Raw genomic sequence first — 23,488 nt, forward strand, 5'->3', positions numbered from 1 at the left:
ACGCCGAAATAGCGTTGTCCGCTGACGTGGTCTTTACCGCGCCGTTACATCAACGAGAACACAAGCGATTTGCCTTTTCCAGATCATCCAGCGTATTGATATTCGCAAACGCCTGGTCGTTGTCCTCGAAATGAACAGGCACGGCCGAGATGCGCGACATCCACATGAATACCTTCCGATCCCCGGCCTGAAGAAAGGCCTGCAGGTCTGCAGCCATACTGCGGTGCACGATCATGCACAGCGGGTGCGCCCGCGCCGACTGCCCGACAAGGCTTACCGCATAGGCGGCATGGGCGCCGTGCCGCGTCGCGCCGTCTGACAGACGCGCCACCATATCGGCGGGAATACCCAACACATCGACCGGCATGACAGCCAGCCATGCGCTCGTGATTGTCGCCAGCCCCTGGGCAACGCCCGCCAGTGGGCCCAGATCGGTGCCAAGCCCGGGATCATCGCTGATCACTTGCCCATAGCGGGAATACTGCTCCGTATGCCGGTTGGCGCTGATGAGCACACGGTCCACCTGAGGGGCCAGCGCCCGGCAGGCATGGGCGACCAGGGGTTCGCCGCGCAGCAAGGCCAGGCCTTTTTCTCTTTCCGCAGAGAAGCCAGGCATCGCCGAATGTTGATTGGTTTGACCTGACGGCACCCGCAGCCCGGTCCCCTGCATCCTGCGGGCAAGACCGCCCGCGAGAATCAACCCGGTAAACTCAGCACGAGGAATCATCCGCCGATATAGCTCATCTCGATTTTCTTGATCACGGTTTCTCGGCCGCGTATTTCCGAGTAATGGTCGTCGCGGCCCGCCCAAATGCCACCAATTCGTTCGCTTAAAGCCTGATCGCTGGCACCGCCGCGAATCAGGGCACGCAGGTCGTGCCCCTGATTCGCGAACAGACAGAGAAAGAGCTGGCCTTCGGGCGAAAGGCGGGCCCGCGTACAGTCTCCACAGAACGGCCGAGACACGCTGGTAATCATGCCGATCTCGCCTGCGCCGTCGGCGTAGACCCAACGCGAAGCTACTTCGCCACGGTATCCCGCATCAAGCGGTTGCATATCGTAGCGCTCACGCAGGCGTGCAAGAATTTGCTCGCCCGTCATGACCTCGCGCATGTTCCAGCCATTTGTACTGCCCACATCCATGAACTCGATAAAGCGGAGAATGTGGCCGCTGCCTCGAAAATGCTCTGCCATCGGCAATATCTGCGCATCGTTCACGCCCTTGCGCACCACCATATTGACCTTGACGGGCGACAGGCCAACCCGCGCAGCCGCTTCGATACCCCGCAATACCGTCTTGACGCTGACCTTGCTATCGCTCATGCGCTCGAACAACTGATCATCCAGCGCGTCGAGGCTGACAGTCACCCGCCCCAGGCCAGCGGCTTTCAGCGCCGCTGCTTTCTTTTCGAGCAAGGTGCCATTTGTGGTGAGCGTGACGTCTACCGGCGCACCTTCTGTGGTGCGCAAGGCGGCCAACATTTCGATGAGCGCTTCAATATTCTTGCGCAGCAGCGGCTCCCCGCCGGTTAGACGGATCTTGCGCACGCCAAGTCCCACCGCTACCTGTGCGACACGCGTGATTTCCTCGAACGTCAGCAGATCTGAGTGCGGCATGAAGGCGTAATCGCTGCCAAACACTTCGCGCGGCATGCAATACGTGCAGCGGAAGTTGCAGCGGTCGGTCACCGAGATGCGCAGATCACGCAAAGGCCGGGCACGCTGGTCCAGCGCCGGAGAGGTCGGTGCGGCAAATGTATTGCGCAAATTTTCAGTACGAATGACGGTGCTCATAGTGCAATCATAATCCTTCAGGCGTCTGTCTTCAGCAAAGACACGAATTCCGCGCCAAATGCCTCTTCCAGTGTCTGGACTTCGCCCAGCAAGGTTGCATCGTAGCCCACCAATTGGGACACATAGGCCTGGTACTGCTCGCCGTTCATGAGATTGAGCAGACGCTTCATTTGCGGCGTGTCCAGATTGTCGCGATTTGCGGCAAAGAAATAGCGCTCCTGCGCGAGGGGAATGAAGGCCAGCCCACAGCGCCACGCGGCGGTTTCCACGCCTATGCCGACGTCTGCCATACCGCTCGCGATATGGGCCGCAATCGCCATATGGGTGAACTCGCTGTTGTCATAGCCTTGTATGAGACTGGGGTCGATGTCCAACTGCCCAAGCATGAGCTCGACCAGATAACGCGTACTGGAACCGATCTGCCGATTGACAAACCGCACGTCGCCACGCACAAGGTCGGCGATGGAAGTGATCCCCTTGGGATTATCCGGCTTGACGAACATCCCGGTATTGCGCACTGCCAGATGAATGAGCACATGACGGTCGGCATCGAACCATTCGCTATAGCGCTGCAAAATCGGCAGCTCGAATTCCCCCACAGGCACTTGGAACCCCGCCAGGTCACACTCCGCTCTATCCAGTGAGGCCAATGCCTCGATGGCGGTACGGTAGCGCAGTTCCAGCGGCAGCATATCCATGCCATTGGCCAACTGCATCAGACCTTCTACCGCAAAGCCATGGCTGGCGTGCAATCGCAGGCGCGGCTGGCTTTCAGGATAAAGGCGTTCGAGCTCTTCCTGCAGCTCGGACGCCATGCTTTCCAGGGTAGGCGTCAAGCGCGCATCGACGCGGCGGTTGGCCCAGATCAGATGTTGCGCAAAAGAGGTGAGTTTGGAGCCTTGCCGTCGGGAGGTTTCGATGAGCGCGACTTCGAACTCTTTTTCTGCATGGCGCAAAATGCCCCACCCATGCCGGTAGGACAGGCCACAGGCCTTGCAGGCACCTGCAATATGGCCTGTTGCATCGACGGCCTCCAGCAGGCGCAATACATCGCTCAAAGGCAAGACGGTACCGGAAGGTTTCTCCAGTACCCACTCCGAACTTAAACGTGCCTTGAACCTGTATGTCATCCTGTTTTTCCCTTTTATATGTTTGTTATTTCATATTAGAAAATTTTTATATGTCAATTTTTCTTATTGAATCCGCAAAATATAGCGTGTAGATTACCTCAACAATACAACGAAGTGATGCATTGTTTCAAAGCTAATATGCACACGTAAACATATTAGAGACAACAAAACAGACGAACAGCGCTCGCTGTTGCGTGATGCTCCAAAGGAAAAGCCATGCATACGCCCTCGGATTCTGACGAGTTCAGCCCATCCAAAGACACCGTGGCAGAGGTTGCCCGCCAAGCCTTGGCACATTACCAAGGCCAGCCGGGCAACCTCCTGCCTGTTCTGCACGCGATCCAGCACGCCCTGGGCTGTATTCCGGCCAGCGCCGTGCCGGTGCTGGCCGAAGGTCTGCAGCGTTCGCGCGCCGAGATCCATGGCGTGATCAGTTTCTATCCGCATTTTCGCCAGACGCCGGCAGCACCCGTCTTACTGGAACTCTGCCGGGCCGAATCCTGTCAGGCCCGAGGCGGAGAACATCTGGCCGAACACGCCCGCCAGCGGCTGGGGTGCGATTTTCATGAGCAGTCCGCCAACCGCGCCGTTACGCTCGAACCCGTCTATTGCCTGGGGCTGTGCGCCCAATCGCCTGCGGTCATGATCAACGGTCGCCCGCATGCCAGAGTCACGCCGCAAAAGCTTGATCAACTGCTCAACGCAGAAGGAGTCAACGCATGACGACACGGGAGCACACCACACCGGTGCGGATTTTCGTGCCGCGCGACATGGCTGCAGTTGCGGTGGGGGCCAACGATGTCGCTCTGGCTATCCAGGAGGAAGCCGAGCGCCGCAATCTCGCCGTGCAGATCGTACGAAACGGATCGCGCGGACTGCTCTGGCTGGAAACTCTGGTGGAAATCGACACGCCGTCCGGGCGCATCGCCTATGGTCCCATCGAGGTGGATGACATTCCAGGCCTGTTCGACGCGGACTGGCTATCCGGGGGCCAACACGTCCTGGGGCATGGTCTGACCGAAGAAATTCCCTATCTGAAGAACCAGGAACGCCTGACCTTTGCCCGCGTCGGCATTACCGATCCCGTCTCACTGAAGGATTACCAGACGCTTGGAGGTTTTCGAGGTCTGGAAAAAGCGCTGGCCATGACGCCCGCCAGAATTGTCGAAGAAGTAATCGAGTCGGGCCTGCGCGGGCGAGGCGGCGCGGCTTTTCCGACCGGGATCAAGTGGAAAACGGTGCTCGCTACCCCGGCGCCGCAAAAATACATCGTCTGTAATGCAGACGAAGGCGATTCGGGCACCTTCTCCGATCGCATGCTGATGGAAGGCGATCCCTATTGCCTGATAGAAGGCATGACCATTGCCGGCCTGGCCGTCGAGGCCACCTACGGTTACATCTACGTGCGGTCCGAATACCCACTGGCCATTGCAACACTGGAAGAAGCCATCGCCAATGCCCGCGCCGAGGGATGGCTGGGCAACGACGTGCACGGCAGCGGCCGCGCCTTCGATCTGGAAGTGCGTGTTGGCGCCGGCGCCTATATCTGCGGCGAAGAAACCTCGCTGCTGGAAAGCCTGGAAGGCAAGCGCGGCCTGGTGCGCGCCAAACCACCGTTGCCAGCCATCAAAGGCCTGTTCGGACAGCCCACAGTCATCAACAACGTGATATCGCTGGCCTCGGTACCCATCGTGCTTGCTCGCGGCGCAGCCTATTACCGCGATTTCGGCATGGGCCGCTCCAAAGGCACCCTGCCCTTCCAACTGGCCGGCAATCTCAAGCAGGGTGGCTTGGTGGAAAAGGCCTTTGGACTCACGCTGCGCGAGTTGCTATATGACTTTGGAGGCGGCAGCGCCAGCGGCCGCCCCCTGCGCGCTGTACAGGTCGGCGGTCCGCTGGGCGCGTACCTGCCCGAATCGCAATGGGACACTCCGTTGGATTACGAAAGCTACGTCGCCATCTCGGCCATGATCGGCCACGGCGGCCTGGTGGCCTTTGATGACACGGTCGATATGGCCGCGATGGCGCGCTACGCCATGGAATTCTGTGCCGTGGAGTCTTGCGGCAAATGCACCCCCTGTCGTATCGGCGCCGTGCGCGGCGTCGAAGTCATGGACAAGATAAAAAGCAATGAACAACGCGAGGCGCAGGTGGTTCTGCTGCGCGACCTGTGTGAAACCATGCTCGCAGGCTCGCTGTGCGCCCTCGGCGGCATGACGCCCTATCCCGTCTTGTCTGCCCTGGAACACTTCCCTGAAGATTTCGGCGAGACCACTGGCCAACCGGCCGGTACGCCGGTCGCCTGACGGAGTCCGACATGCTCGAAACCATCGCCAAACGAGAACGTGATTTTGGCACACCCGCCTCCACCAGTACCGAATTGATCAACATCACCATAGACGGCGCCGACATTGAAGTGCCGGCGGGAACCTCCGTCATGCGTGCCGCTGCCGAAGCCGGGATCAACATCCCGAAGCTGTGCGCGTCCGACAATCTGGACGCCTTCGGCTCCTGCCGCTTATGCCTTGTACAGATCGACGGCCGTCGCGGCTATCCCGCCTCGTGCACCACGCCAGTCGAAGCGGGCATGGTCATCCATACGGAAACGCCCAAGCTGCGTGAACTGCGACTTGGCGTCATGGAGCTGTACATCTCCGATCACCCCCTGGATTGCCTGACCTGCCCCGCCAACGGCGACTGCGAATTGCAGGACATGGCGGGTGTCGTCGGCCTTCGCAACGTGCGCTACGGCTACGATGGCGCCAACCATCTCAATGACGAGATGGACCTGTCCAACCCGTATTTTGCCTATGATCCCTCCAAATGCATTGTGTGCAGCCGTTGTGTGCGTGCCTGCGACGAAGTACAGGGTACCTTCGCCCTGACGATAGATGGACGTGGCTTTGCATCACGGGTTGCTGCTGGCCAGAACGAAGACTTCATGGGCAGCGACTGCGTTTCCTGCGGGGCCTGCGTTCAAGCCTGCCCTACCTCGACGCTGATCGAAAAATCCGTCATTGAGATGGGCCAGGCCGAGCACTCGGTGATCACAACCTGTGCCTATTGCGGTGTGGGCTGTGCTTTCAAGGCCGAAATGAAGGGCCAGGAAGTCGTGCGCATGGTGCCCTGGAAGGACGGTCAGGCCAACCGTGGCCATTCCTGCGTGAAAGGCCGCTTTGCCTGGGGCTATGCGACCCACAAGGATCGCATGCTCAAGCCCATGATCCGACAGCGCATCGAAGATCCATGGCGAGAAGTCAGCTGGGATGAAGCCATACAATACGCTGCGTCGGAAATCCGTCGCATACAGTCCAAATACGGACGCGACTCGGTCGGCGGAATCACCTCGTCGCGATGCACCAATGAAGAGACTTACCTCGTTCAGAAGCTCGTTCGCGCTGCCTTCGGCACCAACAACGTCGATACCTGCGCCCGTGTCTGCCACTCGCCTACCGGCTACGGCCTGAAAACAACCCTGGGCGAATCCGCCGGTACACAGACCTTCGACTCGGTCATGTTTACCGACGTGGTTATCCTGATGGGCGCCAATCCCAGTGCAGCCCACCCTGTGTTTGCCTCTCGACTCAAGCGTCGCCTGCGCGAAGGCGCCAAGCTCATCGTCATTGATCCGCGCCGCATCGAACTGGTGGATACCGCCCATATCAAGGCCGCCTACCACTTGCCTGTGCGCCCTGGCACCAACACAGCCCTGCTCACTTCCATGGCTCACGTGATCGCTACCGAAGGCCTTATCGATGAAGCCTATGTCGCCGAACGCTGCGAACCGCAGGCCTTCCAGCAATGGCGCGACTTCGTTTGTCTGCCGGAGAACTCCCCCGAAGCCATGGAAGCCGAAACCGGCGTGCCCGCAGCCGACCTGCGAGGCGCGGCACGCCTTTATGCCCAAGGTGGCAACGGATCCATCTACTACGGCCTGGGGGTCACCGAGCACAGCCAGGGCTCGACAACCGTCATGGCCATCGCCAACCTGGCCATGGCAACAGGCAACCTGGGCAAGGAAGGCGCGGGGGTGAACCCGCTGCGCGGCCAGAACAACGTGCAAGGCTCCTGCGACATGGGTTCCTTTCCGCACGAATTGCCAGGCTACCGGCATATTTCCGACGATGCGGTGCGCGGAGACTTTGAGCGAGACTGGGGTGTCACATTGCAGCCCGAGCCCGGACTGCGCTTGCCCAATATGTTCGATGCGGCCATCAGTGGCTCGTTCAAGGGCCTGTACTGCCAGGGCGAAGACATTGTGCAATCCGATCCCAACACGCAGCACGTGGCGGCAGCGCTCGCGGCGATGGAATGCGTCATCGTTCAGGATATCTTCCTGAATGAAACAGCCAAGTATGCCCACGTCTTTCTGCCAGGCTCATCCTTTCTGGAGAAGGACGGCACCTTTACCAATGCCGAACGCCGCATCTCGCGGGTGCGCAAAGTCATGGAGCCCAAAGGCGGCCTTGCGGACTGGGAAGCCACGTGCGCGCTGTCCAACGCGCTGGGCTACCCCATGCACTACAGTCATCCCTCCGAGATCATGGACGAAATTGCACGGCTGACGCCGACGTTCTCAGGCGTTTCGTTCAAAAAGATCGATGATCTGGGTGGCAGCGTGCAATGGCCATGCAACGAGGAAGCGCCGGACGGCACACCCATCATGCACGTTGACGAGTTCGTGCGCGGCAAGGGCCGTTTCATGATTACCAAGTACGTACCGAGCGACGAGCGCAGCACGCGCAAGTTCCCGCTGCTGCTCACCACGGGCCGCATTCTGTCCCAGTACAACGTCGGGGCGCAGACCCGGCGTACGCCCAACGTGCAATGGCATGACGAAGACTTGCTGGAGATTCACCCCCACGATGCAGAGGATCGCGGCATACGGCCAGGCGACCTGGTTGCTATACAGAGTCGGGCTGGCGAAACCGTACTGCGGGCTGACGTGACCGACCGGGTGCAGCCGGGCGTTGTTTACACCACCTTCCACTTTCCGGAGTCCGGCGCCAACGTGGTAACCACGGACAGCACCGACTGGGCGACCGACTGCCCCGAATACAAGGTAACGGCGATTCAGGCACGACGCGTCACGGAGCCCTCCGAATGGCAGGCCAACTGGTCGCGCTTCAGTGATACCCAGCTCGCGCTACTGGAAAAGCGCCAGCGTCTGGGTGGCGAAGCCGTGCCTCAAACGGCGCAGGCGGACTCTGCCAAGGCCGAGCCCACCGTCAAGCCAGCGCCCGCGCCCGCGCTAGGCGGCAATTAAGGACCATGCAGCATGTCTGTCGCGCAACTAACCAACCCTGAAGCCTGGCTCCACGTCAATGGAACACGTCAACGCGATGTGGGAGCCAGCCTCACCATACATACTGGAGAAGCCCACCCGCCAGGTACCCTGGCGCACCGCGGCAATTCAGATGGGCAAGGAGCCGGCCAGCGCATCCACACCGTATTGCGTAGCGGCGTAAAGCGACACGGCCACTACGAGTCCGACAAAGTCGCGCAAGAAGTAGCCATCGCCCTGGAGTTCAACGGCATCAGTCACGCCACCCTGCTGGCAACGCCCGCTGACCTTGAGGACTTTGCCTATGGCTTCTCGTACACAGAGGGCATCATTCAGTCGCCCCGCGATATCTATGACGTCGACATCGTCGAGCGCCGCAACGGCATGGTCTTGCAGGTGCGGCTGGCCAGCGCACGGCTCAGAGCGCTGAAACTGCGCCGGCGCAGCCTGGCCGGCCGCACCGGCTGTGGACTATGCGGGATAGAGAGCCTGGATGAAGTGCAGCGCGAGCTTCAGCCCCTGCAAGCGCAACCCGACCGCTACGCCACCCGCGCGCTCGCAGAGGCTGTGCAGCAGTTGCGCGGGCTTCAGCCCCTGCATCAGGCAACAGGCGCCACCCACGCTGCGGGATGGGCGGATGTCAACGGCCGGGTTCAGTGTGTGCGCGAAGACGTTGGCCGGCACAATGCCCTGGATAAGCTCATCGGCCATCTGCTGCGCAACGATGTGCCCGTGGAGACAGGATTTGCCGCCATCTCCAGCCGCGCAAGCTTTGAAATGGTGCAGAAATGCGCCGCAGCCGGCATTGCTGCGCTGATCGCCGTATCCGCGCCCACCACCTATGCCGTAAACCTTGCCGAGCAGCTCAATCTTATGCTGGCTGGATTCGCGCGAGGCGACACCTTCAACGTGTACAGCCATGCTGAGTATTTGCGCATAGATCAGGAAAATCCATGAACAATATTGCCCATCTTATTCGCCTTGCGAACCGTATTGGCGCGTTCTTCGAAGCCATGCCGGACCATGACGAAGCGCTGGAAGGCATCGCCAACCATATCCAAAAATTCTGGGAGCCGCGCATGCGCACCGCTTTGCTCGACTTTCTGAATACACAGCCGGACGGTCAAGCCGGCGACACCGGTCTGAGCGACATCACGCTACAGGCCATTTTGCTCAACAAAGAGCGCCTGACACCCCGCAAATCCGCAACAGCCTGATAGCCATGACAACAAAGCGGCAAACGCCGAGCCGCGCAAGGAGACTGCATGAGTGAACCATCGACACACGGCTTTTTCAGTAAGGAGCGCATTACCGCTCCACCTGGCTTCAACCGGTGGATGATCCCGCCGGCTGCACTTGCCGTCCACCTGTGCATAGGCCAGGCCTATGCTTTCTCTGTCTTCAACAACCCCATGACCCGGCTGATCGGTGTCACCCAATCGGCGCCAGGAGACTGGGACCTGCCTACGCTGGGATGGATATTCAGCATTGCCATTGTATTTCTCGGGCTAGCCGCTGCCTTTGCGGGCAAGTGGCTGGAAGAGGTTGGCCCGCGCAAAGCCATGTTTGTCGCCGCCTGCTGCTTTGGAGGCGGATTCATGGTCGCCGCGCTCGGCGTTGCCTGGCATCAGATCTGGCTGGTGTATCTAGGCTATGGCGTACTGGGCGGCACGGGTCTGGGCATAGGCTATGTATCGCCGGTGTCAACTCTCATCAAGTGGTTCCCCGACAAACGCGGCATGGCAACAGGCATGGCCATCATGGGTTTCGGGGGCGGTGCCTTCATCGCTTCTCCGATGTCGGTCGCCTTGATGAACCACTTCTCTTCGCCAACCTCGGTGGGGGTGGCGCAGGCCTTTGTCGTGATGGGCGCGCTGTATTTTATTTCGATGATGATAGGCGCTCTGACCATCCGCATTCCAGCGCCCGACTGGAAGCCAGATGGCTGGACACCCCCAGTCACCCAGAATGCAATGATCTCGCGCAATCACGTGCATATTGATCAAGCGCTCAAAACCCCGCAGTTCTGGTTGCTGTGGTGGGCGCTGTGCCTGAACGTGACGGCGGGCATCGGCGTGCTGGGCCAGGCCTCGGTCATGATCCAGGAAAGCTTCAAGGGCGCCATCACGCCCGGCGCTGCGGCCGGCTTTGTGGGCTTGCTGTCGCTGGCCAACATGCTGGGGCGCTTCTTCTGGTCGTCGGTATCCGACTACCTCGGGCGCAAGAATACCTACTTCACCTTTTTTGTACTGGGCGCGATTCTTTACTTCCTGGTGCCTGGCATGGGGTCGGCGGGCAATGTTGCCTTGTTCGTACTTTTCTATGCCATCATCATTTCGATGTACGGTGGCGGATTCTCCACCATTCCAGCCTATCTGGCCGATCTGTTTGGCACGCGATATGTGGGTGGCATCCATGGCCGCATTCTCACCGCATGGGCGGCGGCAGGCGTGTTTGGCCCCGTGCTGGTCAACTACATACGCCAGTATCAGGTGGACAGCGGCGTGCCGCCAGCGCAGGCCTACACCACCACCATGTACATCATGGCGGGCCTGCTGATCGTCGGGTTCTTCTGCAACCTGCTGGTTCGTCCAGTGGCGTCGCATCATCACATGAACGATGAACAACTGCGGCCCGATGCAGGCAAACAGACCAGCCAGTTGGAACCCGCCATGGCCGCGCACAAATAAGGAAGCCTCATGAACACCAAAACGCAAAGCACGACATCGCCAGTCCTTCTGATCATCTTCTGGCTTTATGTCGGTATCCCTCTGGTGCTCGGCATCTGGGAAACCCTGATCAAGGCCGGCGCACTGTTCAAGTAAGCCGTTATTCAATCCGCCCAAAACAACAGCGCCTCACGATCACGAGGCGTTGTTGTTGATGCGATGACACATTAGCCGTGAGGAATGGTTTCCTGCATGGACGGGCGCTGGCTGAACTCGGCATACCAGTTGGCCACGCCAGGATATGCGCTGCGCCAATCATAATCAGAAAAGCGTAAATCCAGGTATCCCAGTGCGCAGCCCAGCGTAATCATGCCAATATCGACCTGTCCTGCACGCTGCGTCACAACCGCTTCGAAATGGCCCAGCGCATTCGCAATCTTGCGCATCTGCCCATCCGTCCAATCCTTCCATTGATGCTGTGCCGGGCGCGTGGCGGTTTCGTAGCGCGCCAACAGCGCTGCATCCAGCAGACCATCTGCCAGCGACTGTTCGGTCAGCGCCTGCCAGCGCTCGCCTGACGCATCGGGAAACAGTTTGCCCTGCCCTAGATGGTTCAGGTATTCGCAAATCACCCGGCTATCGAACAGCGCCTGGCCATCGTCGGTGATCAACGCCGGCACTTTGCCCAGCGGGTTGGACGCCGCGACGGTAAGGTCCATCTTGACGGGGCTGGCTGCGCACGCCAACTTCTCGATACGATCGGTCAGGCCCAGCTCGCTGGCCACGACCATGCATTTGCGCACATAAGGCGATGCAGCGGAATAATAGATTTTCATTCAGAATCCTCTTGTTTAGTGTTTTGCCAACGCTTGCCCAGCAGGGTCGCCAAGGTATCTATTGTAGGCAGTCGCGCCCGGCTGGAGGAAATCCCGCTGGCAGAGAAGCTCGGGGTTTCACGCAGCCCGGTGCGCGCGGCGCTCGCGACGCCAGGCAGCGAGGCGCTGCTGGAGCATCAGCCCAAGCGCGGCTACACAGTACGCGTGTATAAACGTGACGAAATTATTGGCGCCTACGAGGTTCGCGCCGTATTGGAAGGCCTTGCTTGCAGGAAAGCGGCGCAAAAGGGCTTGGACGATGGGGCCCTAGAAAAACTTCAGGCGTGCCTGACGGCTGGTGACGACAGATTGGCCAGCGCATAGCCGCCGCTACCCGAATCATGCATCACGCTGATTCGAGTAACGCACCGCCGAACACAATTACTCCTTGACCCGATACACCAACACTGCGGACTTGGCCAGACTGAGCACCTTGATGGTGACGCTGCCCAGCAGCAGGCGCGACAAGCCACTGCGGCCGTGGCTGCCGATAAAGATGAGGTCGCAGCCCTCTTCTTCGGCGGCCTGAACAAGGCCATCTGCCACATTGAAGTTGGAAACCGCCTTGCCTTTGGCCTTGACGCCTGCGGTTTCGGCGCGGTCGAGCACGGCCTTCAGATACTTCTGAGCCTGTTCCTGAGCAGTTTTGTCGTAGTCTTCGTCGGTAATGGCGTAGGCGGCGGCCATGCCATCAAAACCGACCGTTGCAGCGAACGGCTGGGTGACATAAAGCGCAACGATTTCCGCGCCGGTTTCGCGAGCAAAACATACCCCTTTGTTGGCTGCCTGAGCCGACAGCGCAGACCCGTCGGTTGGAATAAGAATTTTTTTGAACATTGTAGTAGCCCCCATAAAGTTGCACTGCCTCCCAAGATTAATTGCAAAGTCTATAAAATGATAAGTAGTGAATACACGGTAGCCAATTACTCAATCACCGTGGCTGATTTGGATCAAGAAACCTGGCATTTGGTACAACAATCGCACCTGGCCGGCCAAAGACGCCTGGATTCAAGGCTGTTTGGCGGCCTGATAAAGGTGGGTGCACCGCGTGCCCGTACGGCAATAGGCAAGCACCGGGGCGGGCAGCGTGTCGAGCAGTTCGGCAAAGCGCGCCACATCGTCGGGCGTCATGGCGCCGCTGACGACCGGCTGATATTCGATGCTCAGCCCAGCCTCCCGCGCGGCTGCCATGACATCAGCCGACAGCGGCTGATCAGGACCGCCCTCAAGATCGGGCCGATTGATGATTACACTTTTGAAGCCGGCGTCTGCAACAGCCTGCATATCGTCGGGGGTGAGTTGCGGCGCTACCGCAAAATCTGAGGTAAGCGCATTGATTTGAACCGGCATGTGTAGCTCCTGTATATACTGATGTTTAGATCAGACGTGTCGATCAAGGAAATAGTATGACCAGCGCTAAAGGCGCGCAAGCTTCTCCCCCCTCGAGTCCGAAAACCAGCATCCAGCCGCAAGCCGGCCTGGAAATCCGTGACGCCCGGCCGGAAGACATGGAACAGATACAGCGTATTTATGCGCATCATGTTCAGCATAGCATCGCCACATTCGAAGAAATCCCCCCCAGCGTACAGGAAATGCAGGAACGGCTGGCAAAAACCATGGCGCTGGGCTTGCCCTATCTGGCCGCCATCCTGGATGGCAAGGTCGCCGGCTACTGCTATGCCACGCTCTATCGCCCGCGAGCCGCCTACCGCTACACGCTCGAAGATTCCATCTACCTTGCGCCCGCGCAATCAGGTAAAGGCCTGGGCAAAGTGCTGCTGGCCGAGCTGATCCGCCGGTGCGAGCAAGGCCCCTGGCGGCAGATGGTTGCGGTGATAGCCGGCCACGACAACCGCGGCTCCATCGCCCTGCATCGCAACCTTGGATTTGCCTACGTCGGCTCGCAACCGGCGACCGGATACAAATTCAATCAATGGATAGATGTTGTATTCATGCAGCGCGCACTGGGCCCCGGCGCCGACACGCCGCCAGAGCCCTGGCAGGGCCCGCCCGCCTGATCCCACTGCGTTTTCAGCCAGGCGAAGCCGCTCCAATACTGCCCCAATACTGCCCCAACACTGCCTCAATACCACCCCGATACCGCCTCGATACCGCCTTGATATCGCCTAAATAGACCCGCCCGTCCAATGACGGCTCAATTGACGGCATCGTCCCTTTTTTATAAGATTACTTTAAAATGAATCTTTAACGCACCAGCCTTTCTTTCCAACCGCCCCGCTCTCTCATCCGGACTGCTCCTCATGACCCAAGACGCTCTTTGTACCGAAGAAGAAATCACCACACTGGTTCATGCTTTCTACGCCCGCGTGCGCGCAGATGATCTCATCGGCCCGATCTTTGACACCCATATCAGCGATTGGGACAAACACCTGGCCATCATGGTCCGATTCTGGTCTTCCGTCCTGCTTCGTGCGGGCACCTATAGCGGCACGCCCATGCCCAAGCATGTCGCGTTGCCCAATCTGCAACCCCATATGTTCACCCGTTGGCTGGATCTGTTTCACCAGACCACCGAAACCCTGCCCAATCGTTTGTTTGCCGAACGCGTCGAAGAGGCTGCCCAGCGCATCGCGCGCAGCCTGTGGTTTGGCTATCAAATGAACAATCATCCCGACCGCCTGCCCACAGAGTTCACTCATGGCTGACACCAACCCGGCACCGGGCATCCGCGCGCAACCGCCAACGCCGTCCTCCGGCGCCCATCATGGCGCCCCGACCGTCAAGCCCTCCCCCGACCTTCAGGCTTTTCTCAGTCTCGGATTTCGTCCGCTGTACATCGCGGGTTGCGGCTGGGCGCTGATCTCGCTGGCCATCTGGATTTTTGCGCCAGCGCTGATCCGTCAACCCATGTGGGGTGTTGCCTGGCACGCACACGAAATGCTATGGGGGTTTATTGCCACCATCGCGGTGGGTTTTTTGCTTACGGCCAGCGCCACCTGGACGGGGTTCAACCCGCTGAAGGGCCTGGCGCTCGGCGCCGTATGCACCCTGTGGGTCATTGCCCGCATCGGCTATCTGGCGGGCGGCGACATCGCCTTTCATGTCGCGTTGTGCAGCGAAACCCTGTTCTTCGGAATTGCCTCGCTCTGTCTGCTGCGCGTGGTCGTCAAGGGCAAAAGCCGACGCAATCTGGGCTTGCCTTTTCTTACTCTGGGCCTGGGGGCTGCCAACCTGCTCTACGCGCTGGCTGCACAAGACAATGATTACATCGGGCTGATGCAGCGCTTTGAGCAAGGGCTGATCTGCATGGCAATCATCGCGTTGTTGATCGCACGACGCGTCATTCCTTTTTTTTCCATGCGCATGCTGCCGGGCCTTGACATCCCCATGCTGGTTCGCAGCGGGCGCGTGCAAATGGTTTTGAGCGTCGCCGCGATCGCGTTCAGCCTGATAGGCTGGCCTATCCCGATGGCCTTGGCGCTGGCGGCGACCGGCCTCGTTGGCCTGTGGCAGTTGCTCAACTGGAAGCCGCTGGCTGTGTTGCGCAAACCCATGCTGTGGATTCTGTATATGGGGTACGCCGCCCTGGCCATTGGCCTTGTCTTTGCCGCAGCGTATGCGGCGGGCCTGACCGCAGGAACACTGGCGCGTGCGGCCGTGCATGTGCATATCGTTGGCATAGGGGGATTTTCGGTGCTGATTATCGGCATGGTCACACGTACCGCACTGGGCCATCTGGGTCGGCCGCTGGCGCTTGATACCAGTATGTTGGCCAGCTATTACTTGATGATCGCAGCCTTTGTGCTGCGTCTGGCGGCACTTGCGCCCGGTGAGTTCAGCCTGTTGCTGCTTCAGGCGTCGGCGCTATGCTGGACGGCCTGCATGGCGCTGTATCTATGGCGCTTTGTTCCCCTGCTCATACGCCCGCGTCCGGACGGCAGGTGAAAACATGCGGCTAACCACCATGACAGATTATGCGATACGCCTACTTATGTATGTAGGCCGGCACCCCGACCGCCTGTGCACGATCGCGGAAATCGCCCGCGCCTATGGCATCTCTGAGCCGCACCTGATGAAAATCACACACAGGCTGGCCCAGCGAGGCTGGCTGGAAACCATACGGGGCAAGAATGGCGGAATGCGTCTGGCCATGGCGCCGCAGAACGTGAATCTGGGCGCCGTCGTACGCGATACCGAAAACGACCTGGCGCTGGTGGAATGCCTGGGGCCAGACAACCGCTGCTCCCTGAGCGGCGCCTGTGGGCTCACCGGCATATTCCAGGGTGCGCTGATCGCGTTCATGCAACATCTGGACGGCTACACCCTGGCGGATGTGCTCGAACAGCCTGCCAGCCGATCTGACTCCGATGAACAGCCTGTTCGTTTCCTGAAAGCGTAGACGCATTACCGCTGGGCGCGCATGCTGCGCCCAGCGGCTATCCTGGTGAACTACCTGACAACGCTGCAACGCACCGTGATCGGATGATCGCGCAACAAGGACATCACCTGATCGTCGACAACGCCCTCTACGTCTGAAATGACATAACCGATCTGGCCACGGGTCTGTAATTGCTGGCTGACAATATTCAGGCCGCGTTCCGCCATGAGATTGCTGAGCGTACCCATGGCACCCGGCAAGTTGCGGTGCACATGGAGAATGCGCGCCGTACCCACCTGTTCCTGATAGGAAATTTCGGGAAAATTGACGGCGCCTTTGGTTGTGCCGCTGAGCAGGAAGCGCGAAAGCTTCTCGGCTACTTCCCGACCGATGTTTTCCTGGGATTCTTGCGTGCTGCCGCCAATATGCGGCGTAAGGATGACATTGCGCAAACCGATCAGCGGGCTGGCAAGCGCTTCGTCCCGGCTCTTGGGCTCGACAGGAAAGACATCCAGCGCAGCGCCGGACAAATGCCCGGATTCCAGGGCCTGGTGCAGGGCATCTATGTCCACCACAGTGCCACGCGAGGCATTGATAAGAATGGCCCCTTTTTTCATGGCGCCCAGGGTGGTCGCATTCATGATGTTTTCGGTTGCCTTGCCGCCCGGAACATGCAGCGTGACAACATCAGCCTGGGCCAGGAGTTTCTCGAGTGAAGTCGTGGCCCGGGCATTGCCCAGCGGCAACTTGGCTTCGACATCATGAAAGATGACGCGCATCCCTGCGGATTCGGCCAGCGTGCCGACCTGCGATCCGATATTGCCGTAGCCAATGATGCCCAGCGTCTTGCCGCGCGCCTCGAAGGCGCCGTCGGCCGTCTTGTCCCAAAAACCATGGTGTACCCGATCGTTTTTTTCGGGAATGCGTCGCAGCAACAGGATGGCTTCGCCCAACACCAGTTCAGCCACGGAACGTGTATTGGAAAATGGCGCATTGAATACAGGCACACCACGCAGCATGGCGGTGTCAAGATCAACCTGATTGGTGCCTATGCAAAAGCACCCAACCACCTGCAGGTCTTCTGCTTCGGCAAGTACTTCGGTGTCGAGCTGAGTACGAGACCGGATGCCCAAAACCTGCGCGCCGCGTACTGCGGCGCGTAATTCCTTGGGCGGCAGCGCCGATGCATGCGTGATGACATCATCAAAGCCGGCGGCTGAAAAAACTTCTTTGGCACTAGGGTGAATATTTTCGAAAAGGACGATGCGGGTCATTGAGTATCCAGCAAACAACGTGAAACATTAATTGTGGACTATTTTAGGACTAAATGCAGGCGAGGCCATTCCGGGTCTAGGGGAATACGGGATTCAAGCTATATGGATATAGGCCTGGGGATTAAGCGGACAAGAATCACTGCCGGCGCCCCGTTCAGCGCATTGATTGGCGCTGCTGCGCCATCGAAGCAAAATAACGCGCAGGCGGCTGGCCCAACGATTTCTTGAACATGGTGATAAAGGCGGTGACGGACTCGTAACCCAGCTCGCCGGACACCTGCTGCACGGACGCGCCCGCCGACAACTGCCGCAAGGCAATAATCAATTGCAATTGCTGCCGCCATCGCCCGAAACTAAGCCCTGTTTCCTTGAGCACCAATCTTGTCAGTGTGCGTTCACTCATGGCAAAACGGCGCCCCCATTGCGCCAGCGTACTGCGATCGGCAGGATTGTCTGCCAGCGCTTGGGCAATGGCCTTGATGCGAGGCTCATCCGAAATAGGCAAATGCAATTGCTCGACCGGCATCTGTACGAGTTCGTCGAGCAAGACACACGCCATGCGGCCAGTGGCGCTATTGCGCGCGTAGGCTTGAGGCTGATTGGCCAGATGCTGGATAAGTTCGCGCAACAATGGACTGATCACCAATGTGCAGCAATCTCGGGGCATCTTTGCAGCGCCGGGCTCGACGAATAAAAAGCAAAGCCTGGCGTTAGCCGTTGCACGATTGCTGTGCGGCATGCCACTGGGCACCCAGACGGCGCAATTGGGCGGCACCATCCACAGTGCATTGGGCACTTCACACACCACACCGCCCTTGAGCGCAAAGACCAACTGACCTTTACGGTGCTGGTGCACGGGCGCTTCGCTCTCGTTATCGGCGACGTCCAGCCGCAAGGCAACGGCAGGGCTGGTGGTGGCGTCGGGATCGAAATCGCAGAGAGACAGTTGCAGCGATTGGGTTTGCACGATTTGGCTGGAAATAGCGATAAATTGTCATTATATCTAAATTAATTTTCTCATCCTGCCCGTATTGTGTAGGCCTGACGCATTTTCCAGGTTTCTTGATGACGGCCCAACAGACGTATTACCGCGCCACCAGCCCGTTGCTGCTGATTGCCGGCATATTGCTTATTGCTTCCACCCTGCGCGCGCCGATTACCGGCGTTGCGCCCGTGCTGTCCATGATTCAGGACAGCTTCGGCCTAAGCACCGCACAGGCCGGACTGCTGACGACTTTGCCGCTACTGGCCTTTGCCGCTATTTCTCCTTTTTCTGCCCTGTTCGCGCGCAAATACGGACTGGAGCGCTCGCTGTTTTGCGCCCTGATCCTGATGGCCGGCGGTATCGCGCTGCGTTCAGCCGGCCCAGTCTGGTGTCTATACCTCGGTACCTGGATTATTGGTTCAGGCATCGCGGTCGGCAATGTCCTGCTCCCCAGCCTTTTGAAGCGGGATTTTCCGCAGCGCATCGCGGGGCTGACCGGCGCCTATGTGGTAACGATGGGCGTCGCTGCCGCGCTCGCTTCCGCCAGCGCGGTTCCGTTGGCAGGCATACCCGGCGCGGGCTGGCCCGTTGCCCTGGGCGCCATGATGCTTCTGCCCCTGGCAGCCCTGTTATGCTGGATTCCGCAGCGCTCACGCCATACGCCTCCCGCCTCGACCACCAGCACGCCACCCCGCGGAGGGCGCATCTGGCACGCGTCGCTCGCTTGGCAGGTCACACTCTACATGGGCCTGAACTCCTTTCTCTATTACGTTCTGGCAGGCTGGCTGCCTGCCATACTTGCTGACGCCGGTTTTTCTCCGAGCGAAGCCGGCTCCCTGCATGGCTTCATGCAACTGGCATCAGCCATCCCCGGGCTGGCGCTGGCCTCTCTCGTGAGCCGCATGCAAGACCAGAAAGCCATTGCCCTCTGGAGCTCACTGTTAACCGCCACAGGCTTGCTGGGGCTGCTCATGTATCCGGCGGGGGCTGTCATCTGGGTGCTTTGCTTTGGCGCCGGCACCGGCGCAGGTGTGACGCTGAGCCTGATCTTCATGAGCCTTCGCGTCTCCAGCGCTTCACAGGCAGCAGCACTGTCTGGCATGGCGCAATGCGTGGGCTATACCCTGGCCGCTTGCGGCCCGCCCTTGATCGGCATGCTGCATGATCGAACAGGAGGTTGGATGCTACCTCTTGCGGGCTGCGTCCTGCTGTCGCTGGTGATGACATTGTTCGGATTGCTGGCGGGGCGCGCGCGAACGATACAATAGGGAGCAACGCTCAGGCGACCGCTCCATGTTGGAAACAGGCCTGGGCGCAAGGGAGCCCCTCTCATGAGCATCAAAGTCTTCATCGATGGCGCCGCTGGCACAACCGGCCTGCAAATACGCGAACGCCTGGCGCACGCACCGCGCTTCGAGGTCGTGCAACTGCGCGATGAAGACCGAAAATCTCCGCCCGCCAGGGCGCAAGCCATGAACACCTCCGATTTCACCATCCTGTGTTTGCCAGACGACGCCGCGCGCGAAGCCGTTAGCCTCGCCGACGAACACGTACGCATCATTGATGCCAGCTCGGCGCATCGCACCTCGCCAGGCTGGGTCTATGGCCTGCCCGAACTCAGCGCGCAGCAAGAGGAGGACATCCGGCAGGCCAGGCGCGTGTCCAATCCTGGCTGCTATCCCACGGGCGCCATTCTGCTTTTGCGTCCACTGGTCGACGCAGGGCTGTTGCCCTCTAGCCACCAGGCCAGCGTGTTTGCGGTGTCGGGCTATTCCGGCGCAGGCGCCGGCATGATACGCGAGTACGAAGGCGCACATGCCGCAGGCGAGGATATCGCGCCGCTACGCGGCTATGCGCTCAGCCTCAAGCACAAGCATCAGCCCGAAATGCGCGACTACGCCGGGCTGACTTGCACACCGCATTTCATGCCAGTACTGGGCGACTATGCCCAGGGCATTCTGCTGTACATTCCGCTGCATGCCAGCATGCTGTCTGACAACGCCGGCGCGAAAGACCTGCATGCAGCGCTGGCGCAGCATTACGCAAACAGCGAGTATGTATCTGTACAACCGCCGTTCGAATCGGGCACCACCGCCTATCTGCGGCCGGACAGCCTGAACGGCACCAACAAGGTAAACCTGTATGTGCTCGCCGACGCAGACGGTTCGCGCTTTACCTTGGCGGCCGTTTACGACAACCTTGGCAAAGGCGCCTCGGGCGCAGCGCTGCAGAATCTCATGATCATGGCAGGTGCTTAGATGACATGGCAGCGGGCCCATGGCCTGCTGCCATGCCTGCCGCATACGTACGCCAAGCCCCGAACCGTTGCGTCAGGCGCGAACATTGACGATGGTTGCCTGCATCAGGGCGACCACTTTATACGAGGTTCCGGTAAAAGCCTGAACCTCGCCCGCGCAGACCGTCAGCAACTTGCCCGAACTCTGCACCTTGCCCACAGCCAGGAAACGTTCACCAATCGCAGGCCGAACAAAATTGATCTTGAATTCGGCCGTCACCACTTCGCACTCAGCAGGCGCCTTGGTCAAGGCGGCATACCCACAGGCACTGTCAACCACGCTCGTAATGGCGCCCGCATGAACATAGCCGTGCTGCTGAGACAGTTTTTTTGAGAACGGCAAGGCAATGTGCACCTCACCCTCCTGGGCCAACACAAGTTGTGCGCCAAGTGTTTCCATCAGTCCCTGCGCGTTAAAGCTGGATGCGATTCTTTCTTGAATAGTGTTCATGCGTGCTTGAGCCTTTCCACTCGTTGCTGCACGCCTGCCAGGTAAACATGCCCGGCTGCAAGGCGGCAGGCAGGGTAAAGTAGAGGTTGTACTACAAAATCAAACTTACGGTAGCGCCCAAGCATGAAAATCATCAACGTCTCACTGCCCGCCAAAATCTATCGCTACTCAACCCGCCAACATCTGGAGCGAAGCCTGAATCTGGGAGAGTTCCGGCTCTGCCCAGCCAGTAACTATACGGTGCAGGACGGTGGATCAATACCAGGCACAGGCACGCCTCGAAGCTATCTGCTTGTGTGCTTTTCGGACTACTTCAGCGACGCGTTGTTTGACGAGTTCCAGGATGCTGACGCCTGTCTGGCGATCACCAATGTTCATTCGTTCAGCGAGCGTATTCACGCCGCCGTCGAGGCAGCGCTGCCGGATTGGCACGGCATTGAGGCCCGCGTCAGTTACGGAAAGCATAATCAGCTCGGGCCCGTGTTTTCCAAGCCCCTCACGTTCCAGCACCAACGGGAGTTCCGCTTTGTCTGGCAACCCGGCAAGCCGGTGGGCCAGATCGCGCCGGTTAAGGTAACACTAGGCAGCATTGCCGATATCGCAGAGATCATTGATCGGCCCAACGACCAATCCAGCGCACCGCTAGCTTGAGTGCGCCCACATGTAGGATTCCATCGATAGCACCCCATAGGTAACGCTATCGTCCAATACCTGCAGGGTGTCGGCATCATCGCGCGCCCCCATGGCGACAAACAGCGGCAGAAAATGGTCCGGTGTCGGGTGAGCCCGCTCGGCACTCGGCGCGTGGGTACGATACGCAAGCAAATCCTCCACAAGGTTGCCCGCGACACGTGCGCGTATCCACTCGGCAAACTCGCGCACATACGGCTCAGCCCCATCAGCCTGCTGGCGGAACTCACGCAGATTATGCGTCATGCTTCCTGATGCAAGAATCAGCACGCCTTGATCCCTGAGCGGCGACAATGCCTTACCCAGCGCCACCCCTTCAGCGGGGGTCAACGTCGCGGGCATCGATACCTGGAATACCGGGATATCAGCCTCGGGAAACAGGTGATACAACGGCACCCAGGCGCCGTGATCCAGCCCCCGATGCGCATCCTGCTCAACCGGAAAACCTGCCTGCGCCAGCCGTCGCGCTGCGTCCTGCGCCATCGATGGCTGCCCTTTTGCCGGGTACTGCAGGCGATACAAGCTGGCGGGAAAGCCGCTGAAATCGTGAATGGTCTCGGGGTGCTGGCTGGTCGTGACCTTGACGCCGCCAGGCGTAAACCAGTGCGCCGAGACCACGAGGACGGTTTTCACGTTGGCCAGGGATCGTCCCACCTTGCCAAGTTGCGCGCCAAGGGTGCCAGGTTCGAGGGCAAACATGGGCGCACCATGCGAAACAAACAGGACGGGCGCTTTTGGGGCAGTAAGCATGGGATTTACCTGGGATAAGGATGAAGATAGAGACACCAGCCGTGGTGCACACGCGCTGGGACGCACATGTTCTACCTTATTAGTATTTGGCAAATAGATAAACTACTGCGCACGAGACACATTGTCCCAAATAGAGAGGCTATCGACGGCTTGTCGTTAGCCAGCCAGTACCGCCCTGCGCTCCGCCCTTTTTGCGGCGTTCGATGCTACACTTTGGCCGTCCTGTACGGACGACGACGCGGGCTTTGTTCGTGCCGCCCGCGGCTTTCACATAAAAAAGATCGGGGGCCCTCCATGCACTACGTCATTCAACTTCTCGCTGCCATACTTATCGGCACGGCGATCGGCGCCGTTCTCGGCCCACGCACCAAATCCCTTTTCATCGGCTCCCTGGCCGGGATCGCCCTGGGTGTCGTCACCCTTGTGACCGCATCATGGATACCCCTGGCAGTGGGCGCGGCCATCTTCCTGGCCGCACAAGGCATGCAGCGCGACCCGATCGCAAACCGGGGTTAAGGTTAGCCCGCGGCACATCAGGCGTGCCGACCGCGCTTTTTTGCAGCGTGCGTGGCTGCCTGGAAGCCATCCTACAACTCCGCCGCGCACCGAAGCCTGCCCGGAGCCGACTGCACAACCGGCATCGCTTGAAACTGCCCTGGTACACACCGCCAACATCCGCAAGATGCTGAACGCCCCGACGAACGCTGGAGAAATTGCAGCACAGCCGCAGCCTCCAGCTTCTGCAAGGCAGCGCTGATATGAGTAGGCGAGTAACCCCGCGCGGCCAAATTGGCACGCATCAGATCGACTGCGACGGCGCGATTGTTCTCGCGCCTGCTCCAGTTGCCAGGTGTTCGTAGACCAGGCCACCATCGGCCAGTGAGGTGGTGAGCAGACGCGCTACGCTGTTCTGGCTATTGCGCTCGGAGCACGGCATGGGTTGGGTCATCG

The 23,488-nt window shown here is 59.6% G+C and carries 27 protein-coding genes; 16 read left to right on the forward strand and 11 right to left on the reverse strand.

Annotation, left to right across the window (positions count from 1 at the left end):
- Window positions 1-49 precede the first annotated feature (49 nt).
- The 3 genes from mobA to ERE07_RS14575 are packed head-to-tail and all read right to left on the reverse strand — an operon-like array spanning window position 50 to window position 2,924.
- Entirely contained in the window at window positions 50-727 is a 678-nt protein-coding gene (mobA, locus tag ERE07_RS14565; protein ID WP_130009763.1) for a molybdenum cofactor guanylyltransferase MobA, read from the reverse strand.
- A complete protein-coding gene (moaA, locus tag ERE07_RS14570; protein ID WP_130009764.1) occupies window positions 724-1,794 on the reverse strand; it encodes a GTP 3',8-cyclase MoaA in 1,071 nt (356 codons plus the stop codon). Before moaA ends, mobA begins: the two co-directional genes overlap by 4 nt.
- Before the next feature lie 17 nt (window positions 1,795-1,811).
- A complete protein-coding gene (locus tag ERE07_RS14575; protein ID WP_130009765.1) occupies window positions 1,812-2,924 on the reverse strand; it encodes a substrate-binding domain-containing protein in 1,113 nt (370 codons plus the stop codon).
- Between the two features lie 216 nt (window positions 2,925-3,140).
- Between ERE07_RS14575 and ERE07_RS14580 the strand changes: the two genes are divergently transcribed.
- From ERE07_RS14580 to ERE07_RS14610, 7 genes are read left to right on the forward strand one after another with little or no spacing between them, the layout of a single operon-like run.
- Window positions 3,141-3,647 (forward strand): formate dehydrogenase subunit gamma, encoded by a 507-nt coding sequence (locus tag ERE07_RS14580; protein ID WP_130009766.1) that lies wholly within the window; start codon window positions 3,141-3,143, stop codon window positions 3,645-3,647.
- Window positions 3,644-5,230: a formate dehydrogenase beta subunit gene (locus tag ERE07_RS14585; protein ID WP_130009767.1), complete on the forward strand. Its 1,587-nt coding sequence runs from the start codon at window positions 3,644-3,646 to the stop codon at window positions 5,228-5,230. The genes ERE07_RS14580 and ERE07_RS14585 overlap by 4 nt, the downstream gene beginning before the upstream one ends.
- A gap of 11 nt (window positions 5,231-5,241) precedes the next feature.
- Window positions 5,242-8,190 (forward strand): formate dehydrogenase subunit alpha, encoded by a 2,949-nt coding sequence (fdhF, locus tag ERE07_RS14590; RefSeq protein WP_130009768.1) that lies wholly within the window; start codon window positions 5,242-5,244, stop codon window positions 8,188-8,190.
- Window positions 8,191-8,202: 12 nt separating this feature from the next.
- Entirely contained in the window at window positions 8,203-9,165 is a 963-nt protein-coding gene (fdhD, locus tag ERE07_RS14595) for a formate dehydrogenase accessory sulfurtransferase FdhD (protein WP_130009769.1), read from the forward strand.
- The gene (locus tag ERE07_RS14600; RefSeq protein ID WP_130009770.1) at window positions 9,162-9,425 is read left to right on the forward strand and encodes a formate dehydrogenase subunit delta; all 264 of its coding nucleotides are present in this window, start codon (window positions 9,162-9,164) and stop codon (window positions 9,423-9,425) included. The genes fdhD and ERE07_RS14600 overlap by 4 nt, the downstream gene beginning before the upstream one ends.
- A 48-nt stretch (window positions 9,426-9,473) precedes the next feature.
- Window positions 9,474-10,898 carry an L-lactate MFS transporter gene (locus ERE07_RS14605; RefSeq protein ID WP_130009771.1) on the forward strand — a complete coding sequence of 475 codons (1,425 nt, stop codon included), beginning with the start codon at window positions 9,474-9,476 and terminating at the stop codon, window positions 10,896-10,898.
- A 9-nt stretch (window positions 10,899-10,907) separates the two neighbouring features.
- Complete coding sequence (locus ERE07_RS14610) at window positions 10,908-11,033, forward strand: MFS transporter small subunit (RefSeq protein WP_130009772.1); 126 nt, start codon at window positions 10,908-10,910, stop codon at window positions 11,031-11,033.
- Window positions 11,034-11,104: 71 nt separating this feature from the next.
- Here ERE07_RS14610 and ERE07_RS14615 read toward each other — a convergent pair whose 3' ends face one another.
- The gene (locus ERE07_RS14615; protein ID WP_130009773.1) at window positions 11,105-11,713 is read right to left on the reverse strand and encodes a glutathione S-transferase; all 609 of its coding nucleotides are present in this window, start codon (window positions 11,711-11,713) and stop codon (window positions 11,105-11,107) included.
- 33 nt (window positions 11,714-11,746) lie between these two features.
- On the opposite strand from ERE07_RS14615, the gene ERE07_RS14620 reads away from it, so the two are divergent.
- On the forward strand, window positions 11,747-12,076 hold the full coding sequence (locus tag ERE07_RS14620; RefSeq protein ID WP_245153729.1) for a GntR family transcriptional regulator: 330 nt from the start codon (window positions 11,747-11,749) through the stop codon (window positions 12,074-12,076).
- 57 nt (window positions 12,077-12,133) lie between these two features.
- Here ERE07_RS14620 and ERE07_RS14625 read toward each other — a convergent pair whose 3' ends face one another.
- The gene (locus ERE07_RS14625) at window positions 12,134-12,589 is read right to left on the reverse strand and encodes a universal stress protein (RefSeq protein ID WP_130009775.1); all 456 of its coding nucleotides are present in this window, start codon (window positions 12,587-12,589) and stop codon (window positions 12,134-12,136) included.
- Window positions 12,590-12,760: 171 nt separating this feature from the next.
- Window positions 12,761-13,102: a protein tyrosine phosphatase family protein gene (locus ERE07_RS14630; RefSeq protein WP_130009776.1), complete on the reverse strand. Its 342-nt coding sequence runs from the start codon at window positions 13,100-13,102 to the stop codon at window positions 12,761-12,763.
- A gap of 56 nt (window positions 13,103-13,158) precedes the next feature.
- Here ERE07_RS14630 and ERE07_RS14635 point away from each other — a divergent pair, with 56 nt between their 5' ends.
- The 4 genes from ERE07_RS14635 to ERE07_RS14650 all read left to right on the forward strand — a co-directional run bounded on the left by ERE07_RS14635 (window position 13,159) and on the right by ERE07_RS14650 (window position 16,112).
- Window positions 13,159-13,770 carry a GNAT family N-acetyltransferase gene (locus tag ERE07_RS14635; protein ID WP_130009777.1) on the forward strand — a complete coding sequence of 204 codons (612 nt, stop codon included), beginning with the start codon at window positions 13,159-13,161 and terminating at the stop codon, window positions 13,768-13,770.
- Window positions 13,771-14,013: 243 nt separating this feature from the next.
- The gene (locus ERE07_RS14640; protein WP_130009778.1) at window positions 14,014-14,418 is read left to right on the forward strand and encodes a group III truncated hemoglobin; all 405 of its coding nucleotides are present in this window, start codon (window positions 14,014-14,016) and stop codon (window positions 14,416-14,418) included.
- The gene (locus ERE07_RS14645) at window positions 14,411-15,658 is read left to right on the forward strand and encodes an NnrS family protein (RefSeq protein WP_130009779.1); all 1,248 of its coding nucleotides are present in this window, start codon (window positions 14,411-14,413) and stop codon (window positions 15,656-15,658) included. Before ERE07_RS14640 ends, ERE07_RS14645 begins: the two co-directional genes overlap by 8 nt.
- Before the next feature lie 4 nt (window positions 15,659-15,662).
- Window positions 15,663-16,112 carry an RrF2 family transcriptional regulator gene (locus ERE07_RS14650; RefSeq protein ID WP_130009780.1) on the forward strand — a complete coding sequence of 150 codons (450 nt, stop codon included), beginning with the start codon at window positions 15,663-15,665 and terminating at the stop codon, window positions 16,110-16,112.
- Window positions 16,113-16,162: 50 nt separating this feature from the next.
- On the opposite strand, the gene serA is transcribed toward ERE07_RS14650, so the two are convergent.
- The gene (gene serA, locus ERE07_RS14655) at window positions 16,163-17,365 is read right to left on the reverse strand and encodes a phosphoglycerate dehydrogenase (protein ID WP_130009781.1); all 1,203 of its coding nucleotides are present in this window, start codon (window positions 17,363-17,365) and stop codon (window positions 16,163-16,165) included.
- Window positions 17,366-17,519: 154 nt separating this feature from the next.
- Entirely contained in the window at window positions 17,520-18,332 is an 813-nt protein-coding gene (locus tag ERE07_RS14660) for an AraC family transcriptional regulator (protein ID WP_245153730.1), read from the reverse strand.
- Between the two features lie 98 nt (window positions 18,333-18,430).
- On the opposite strand from ERE07_RS14660, the gene ERE07_RS14665 reads away from it, so the two are divergent.
- Entirely contained in the window at window positions 18,431-19,618 is a 1,188-nt protein-coding gene (locus tag ERE07_RS14665; protein ID WP_130009783.1) for an MFS transporter, read from the forward strand.
- Between the two features lie 63 nt (window positions 19,619-19,681).
- Window positions 19,682-20,608, forward strand: coding sequence for an N-acetyl-gamma-glutamyl-phosphate reductase (gene argC, locus ERE07_RS14670; RefSeq protein WP_130009784.1), 927 nt, complete (start codon window positions 19,682-19,684; stop codon window positions 20,606-20,608).
- Window positions 20,609-20,680: 72 nt separating this feature from the next.
- On the opposite strand, the gene ERE07_RS14675 is transcribed toward argC, so the two are convergent.
- Window positions 20,681-21,097, reverse strand: a complete 417-nt coding sequence (locus ERE07_RS14675) for a PaaI family thioesterase (RefSeq protein ID WP_130009785.1) — start codon at window positions 21,095-21,097, stop codon at window positions 20,681-20,683.
- Between the two features lie 123 nt (window positions 21,098-21,220).
- Between ERE07_RS14675 and ERE07_RS14680 the strand changes: the two genes are divergently transcribed.
- A complete protein-coding gene (locus ERE07_RS14680; RefSeq protein ID WP_130009786.1) occupies window positions 21,221-21,748 on the forward strand; it encodes a hypothetical protein in 528 nt (175 codons plus the stop codon).
- Here ERE07_RS14680 and ERE07_RS14685 read toward each other — a convergent pair.
- On the reverse strand, window positions 21,740-22,537 hold the full coding sequence (locus ERE07_RS14685; RefSeq protein WP_130009787.1) for a DODA-type extradiol aromatic ring-opening family dioxygenase: 798 nt from the start codon (window positions 22,535-22,537) through the stop codon (window positions 21,740-21,742). The two genes, ERE07_RS14680 and ERE07_RS14685, sit on opposite strands and share 9 nt — an antisense overlap.
- Before the next feature lie 294 nt (window positions 22,538-22,831).
- Between ERE07_RS14685 and ERE07_RS14690 the strand changes: the two genes are divergently transcribed.
- On the forward strand, window positions 22,832-23,053 hold the full coding sequence (locus tag ERE07_RS14690) for a hypothetical protein (protein WP_130009788.1): 222 nt from the start codon (window positions 22,832-22,834) through the stop codon (window positions 23,051-23,053).
- A 283-nt stretch (window positions 23,054-23,336) separates the two neighbouring features.
- Here the strand turns inward: ERE07_RS14690 and ERE07_RS21725 are convergent, their stop codons facing one another.
- Window positions 23,337-23,486 (reverse strand): hypothetical protein, encoded by a 150-nt coding sequence (locus tag ERE07_RS21725; protein ID WP_167670913.1) that lies wholly within the window; start codon window positions 23,484-23,486, stop codon window positions 23,337-23,339.
- Window positions 23,487-23,488: the final 2 nt, after the last annotated feature.

This window comes from Allopusillimonas ginsengisoli (assembly GCF_004153455.1).
Classification (GTDB): domain Bacteria; phylum Pseudomonadota; class Gammaproteobacteria; order Burkholderiales; family Burkholderiaceae_B; genus Allopusillimonas; species Allopusillimonas ginsengisoli.

Coding starts and splice junctions, on each gene's coding strand:
- ERE07_RS21725 (WP_167670913.1), bottom strand. CDS start 23,486: ATGACCCAACCCATGCCGTGCTCCGAGCGCAATAGCCAGAACAGCGTA.
- ERE07_RS14600 (WP_130009770.1), top strand. CDS start 9,162: ATGAACAATATTGCCCATCTTATTCGCCTTGCGAACCGTATTGGCGCG.
- fdhD (WP_130009769.1), top strand. CDS start 8,203: ATGTCTGTCGCGCAACTAACCAACCCTGAAGCCTGGCTCCACGTCAAT.
- ERE07_RS14615 (WP_130009773.1), bottom strand. CDS start 11,713: ATGAAAATCTATTATTCCGCTGCATCGCCTTATGTGCGCAAATGCATG.
- ERE07_RS14585 (WP_130009767.1), top strand. CDS start 3,644: ATGACGACACGGGAGCACACCACACCGGTGCGGATTTTCGTGCCGCGC.
- serA (WP_130009781.1), bottom strand. CDS start 17,365: ATGACCCGCATCGTCCTTTTCGAAAATATTCACCCTAGTGCCAAAGAA.
- ERE07_RS14675 (WP_130009785.1), bottom strand. CDS start 21,097: ATGAACACTATTCAAGAAAGAATCGCATCCAGCTTTAACGCGCAGGGA.
- ERE07_RS14680 (WP_130009786.1), top strand. CDS start 21,221: ATGAAAATCATCAACGTCTCACTGCCCGCCAAAATCTATCGCTACTCA.
- ERE07_RS14625 (WP_130009775.1), bottom strand. CDS start 12,589: ATGTTCAAAAAAATTCTTATTCCAACCGACGGGTCTGCGCTGTCGGCT.
- ERE07_RS14640 (WP_130009778.1), top strand. CDS start 14,014: ATGACCCAAGACGCTCTTTGTACCGAAGAAGAAATCACCACACTGGTT.
- moaA (WP_130009764.1), bottom strand. CDS start 1,794: ATGAGCACCGTCATTCGTACTGAAAATTTGCGCAATACATTTGCCGCA.
- ERE07_RS14575 (WP_130009765.1), bottom strand. CDS start 2,924: ATGACATACAGGTTCAAGGCACGTTTAAGTTCGGAGTGGGTACTGGAG.
- ERE07_RS14635 (WP_130009777.1), top strand. CDS start 13,159: ATGACCAGCGCTAAAGGCGCGCAAGCTTCTCCCCCCTCGAGTCCGAAA.
- fdhF (WP_130009768.1), top strand. CDS start 5,242: ATGCTCGAAACCATCGCCAAACGAGAACGTGATTTTGGCACACCCGCC.
- mobA (WP_130009763.1), bottom strand. CDS start 727: ATGATTCCTCGTGCTGAGTTTACCGGGTTGATTCTCGCGGGCGGTCTT.
- ERE07_RS14630 (WP_130009776.1), bottom strand. CDS start 13,102: ATGCCGGTTCAAATCAATGCGCTTACCTCAGATTTTGCGGTAGCGCCG.
- ERE07_RS14580 (WP_130009766.1), top strand. CDS start 3,141: ATGCATACGCCCTCGGATTCTGACGAGTTCAGCCCATCCAAAGACACC.
- ERE07_RS14610 (WP_130009772.1), top strand. CDS start 10,908: ATGAACACCAAAACGCAAAGCACGACATCGCCAGTCCTTCTGATCATC.
- argC (WP_130009784.1), top strand. CDS start 19,682: ATGAGCATCAAAGTCTTCATCGATGGCGCCGCTGGCACAACCGGCCTG.
- ERE07_RS14650 (WP_130009780.1), top strand. CDS start 15,663: ATGCGGCTAACCACCATGACAGATTATGCGATACGCCTACTTATGTAT.
- ERE07_RS14685 (WP_130009787.1), bottom strand. CDS start 22,537: ATGCTTACTGCCCCAAAAGCGCCCGTCCTGTTTGTTTCGCATGGTGCG.
- ERE07_RS14665 (WP_130009783.1), top strand. CDS start 18,431: ATGACGGCCCAACAGACGTATTACCGCGCCACCAGCCCGTTGCTGCTG.
- ERE07_RS14605 (WP_130009771.1), top strand. CDS start 9,474: ATGAGTGAACCATCGACACACGGCTTTTTCAGTAAGGAGCGCATTACC.
- ERE07_RS14645 (WP_130009779.1), top strand. CDS start 14,411: ATGGCTGACACCAACCCGGCACCGGGCATCCGCGCGCAACCGCCAACG.
- ERE07_RS14690 (WP_130009788.1), top strand. CDS start 22,832: ATGCACTACGTCATTCAACTTCTCGCTGCCATACTTATCGGCACGGCG.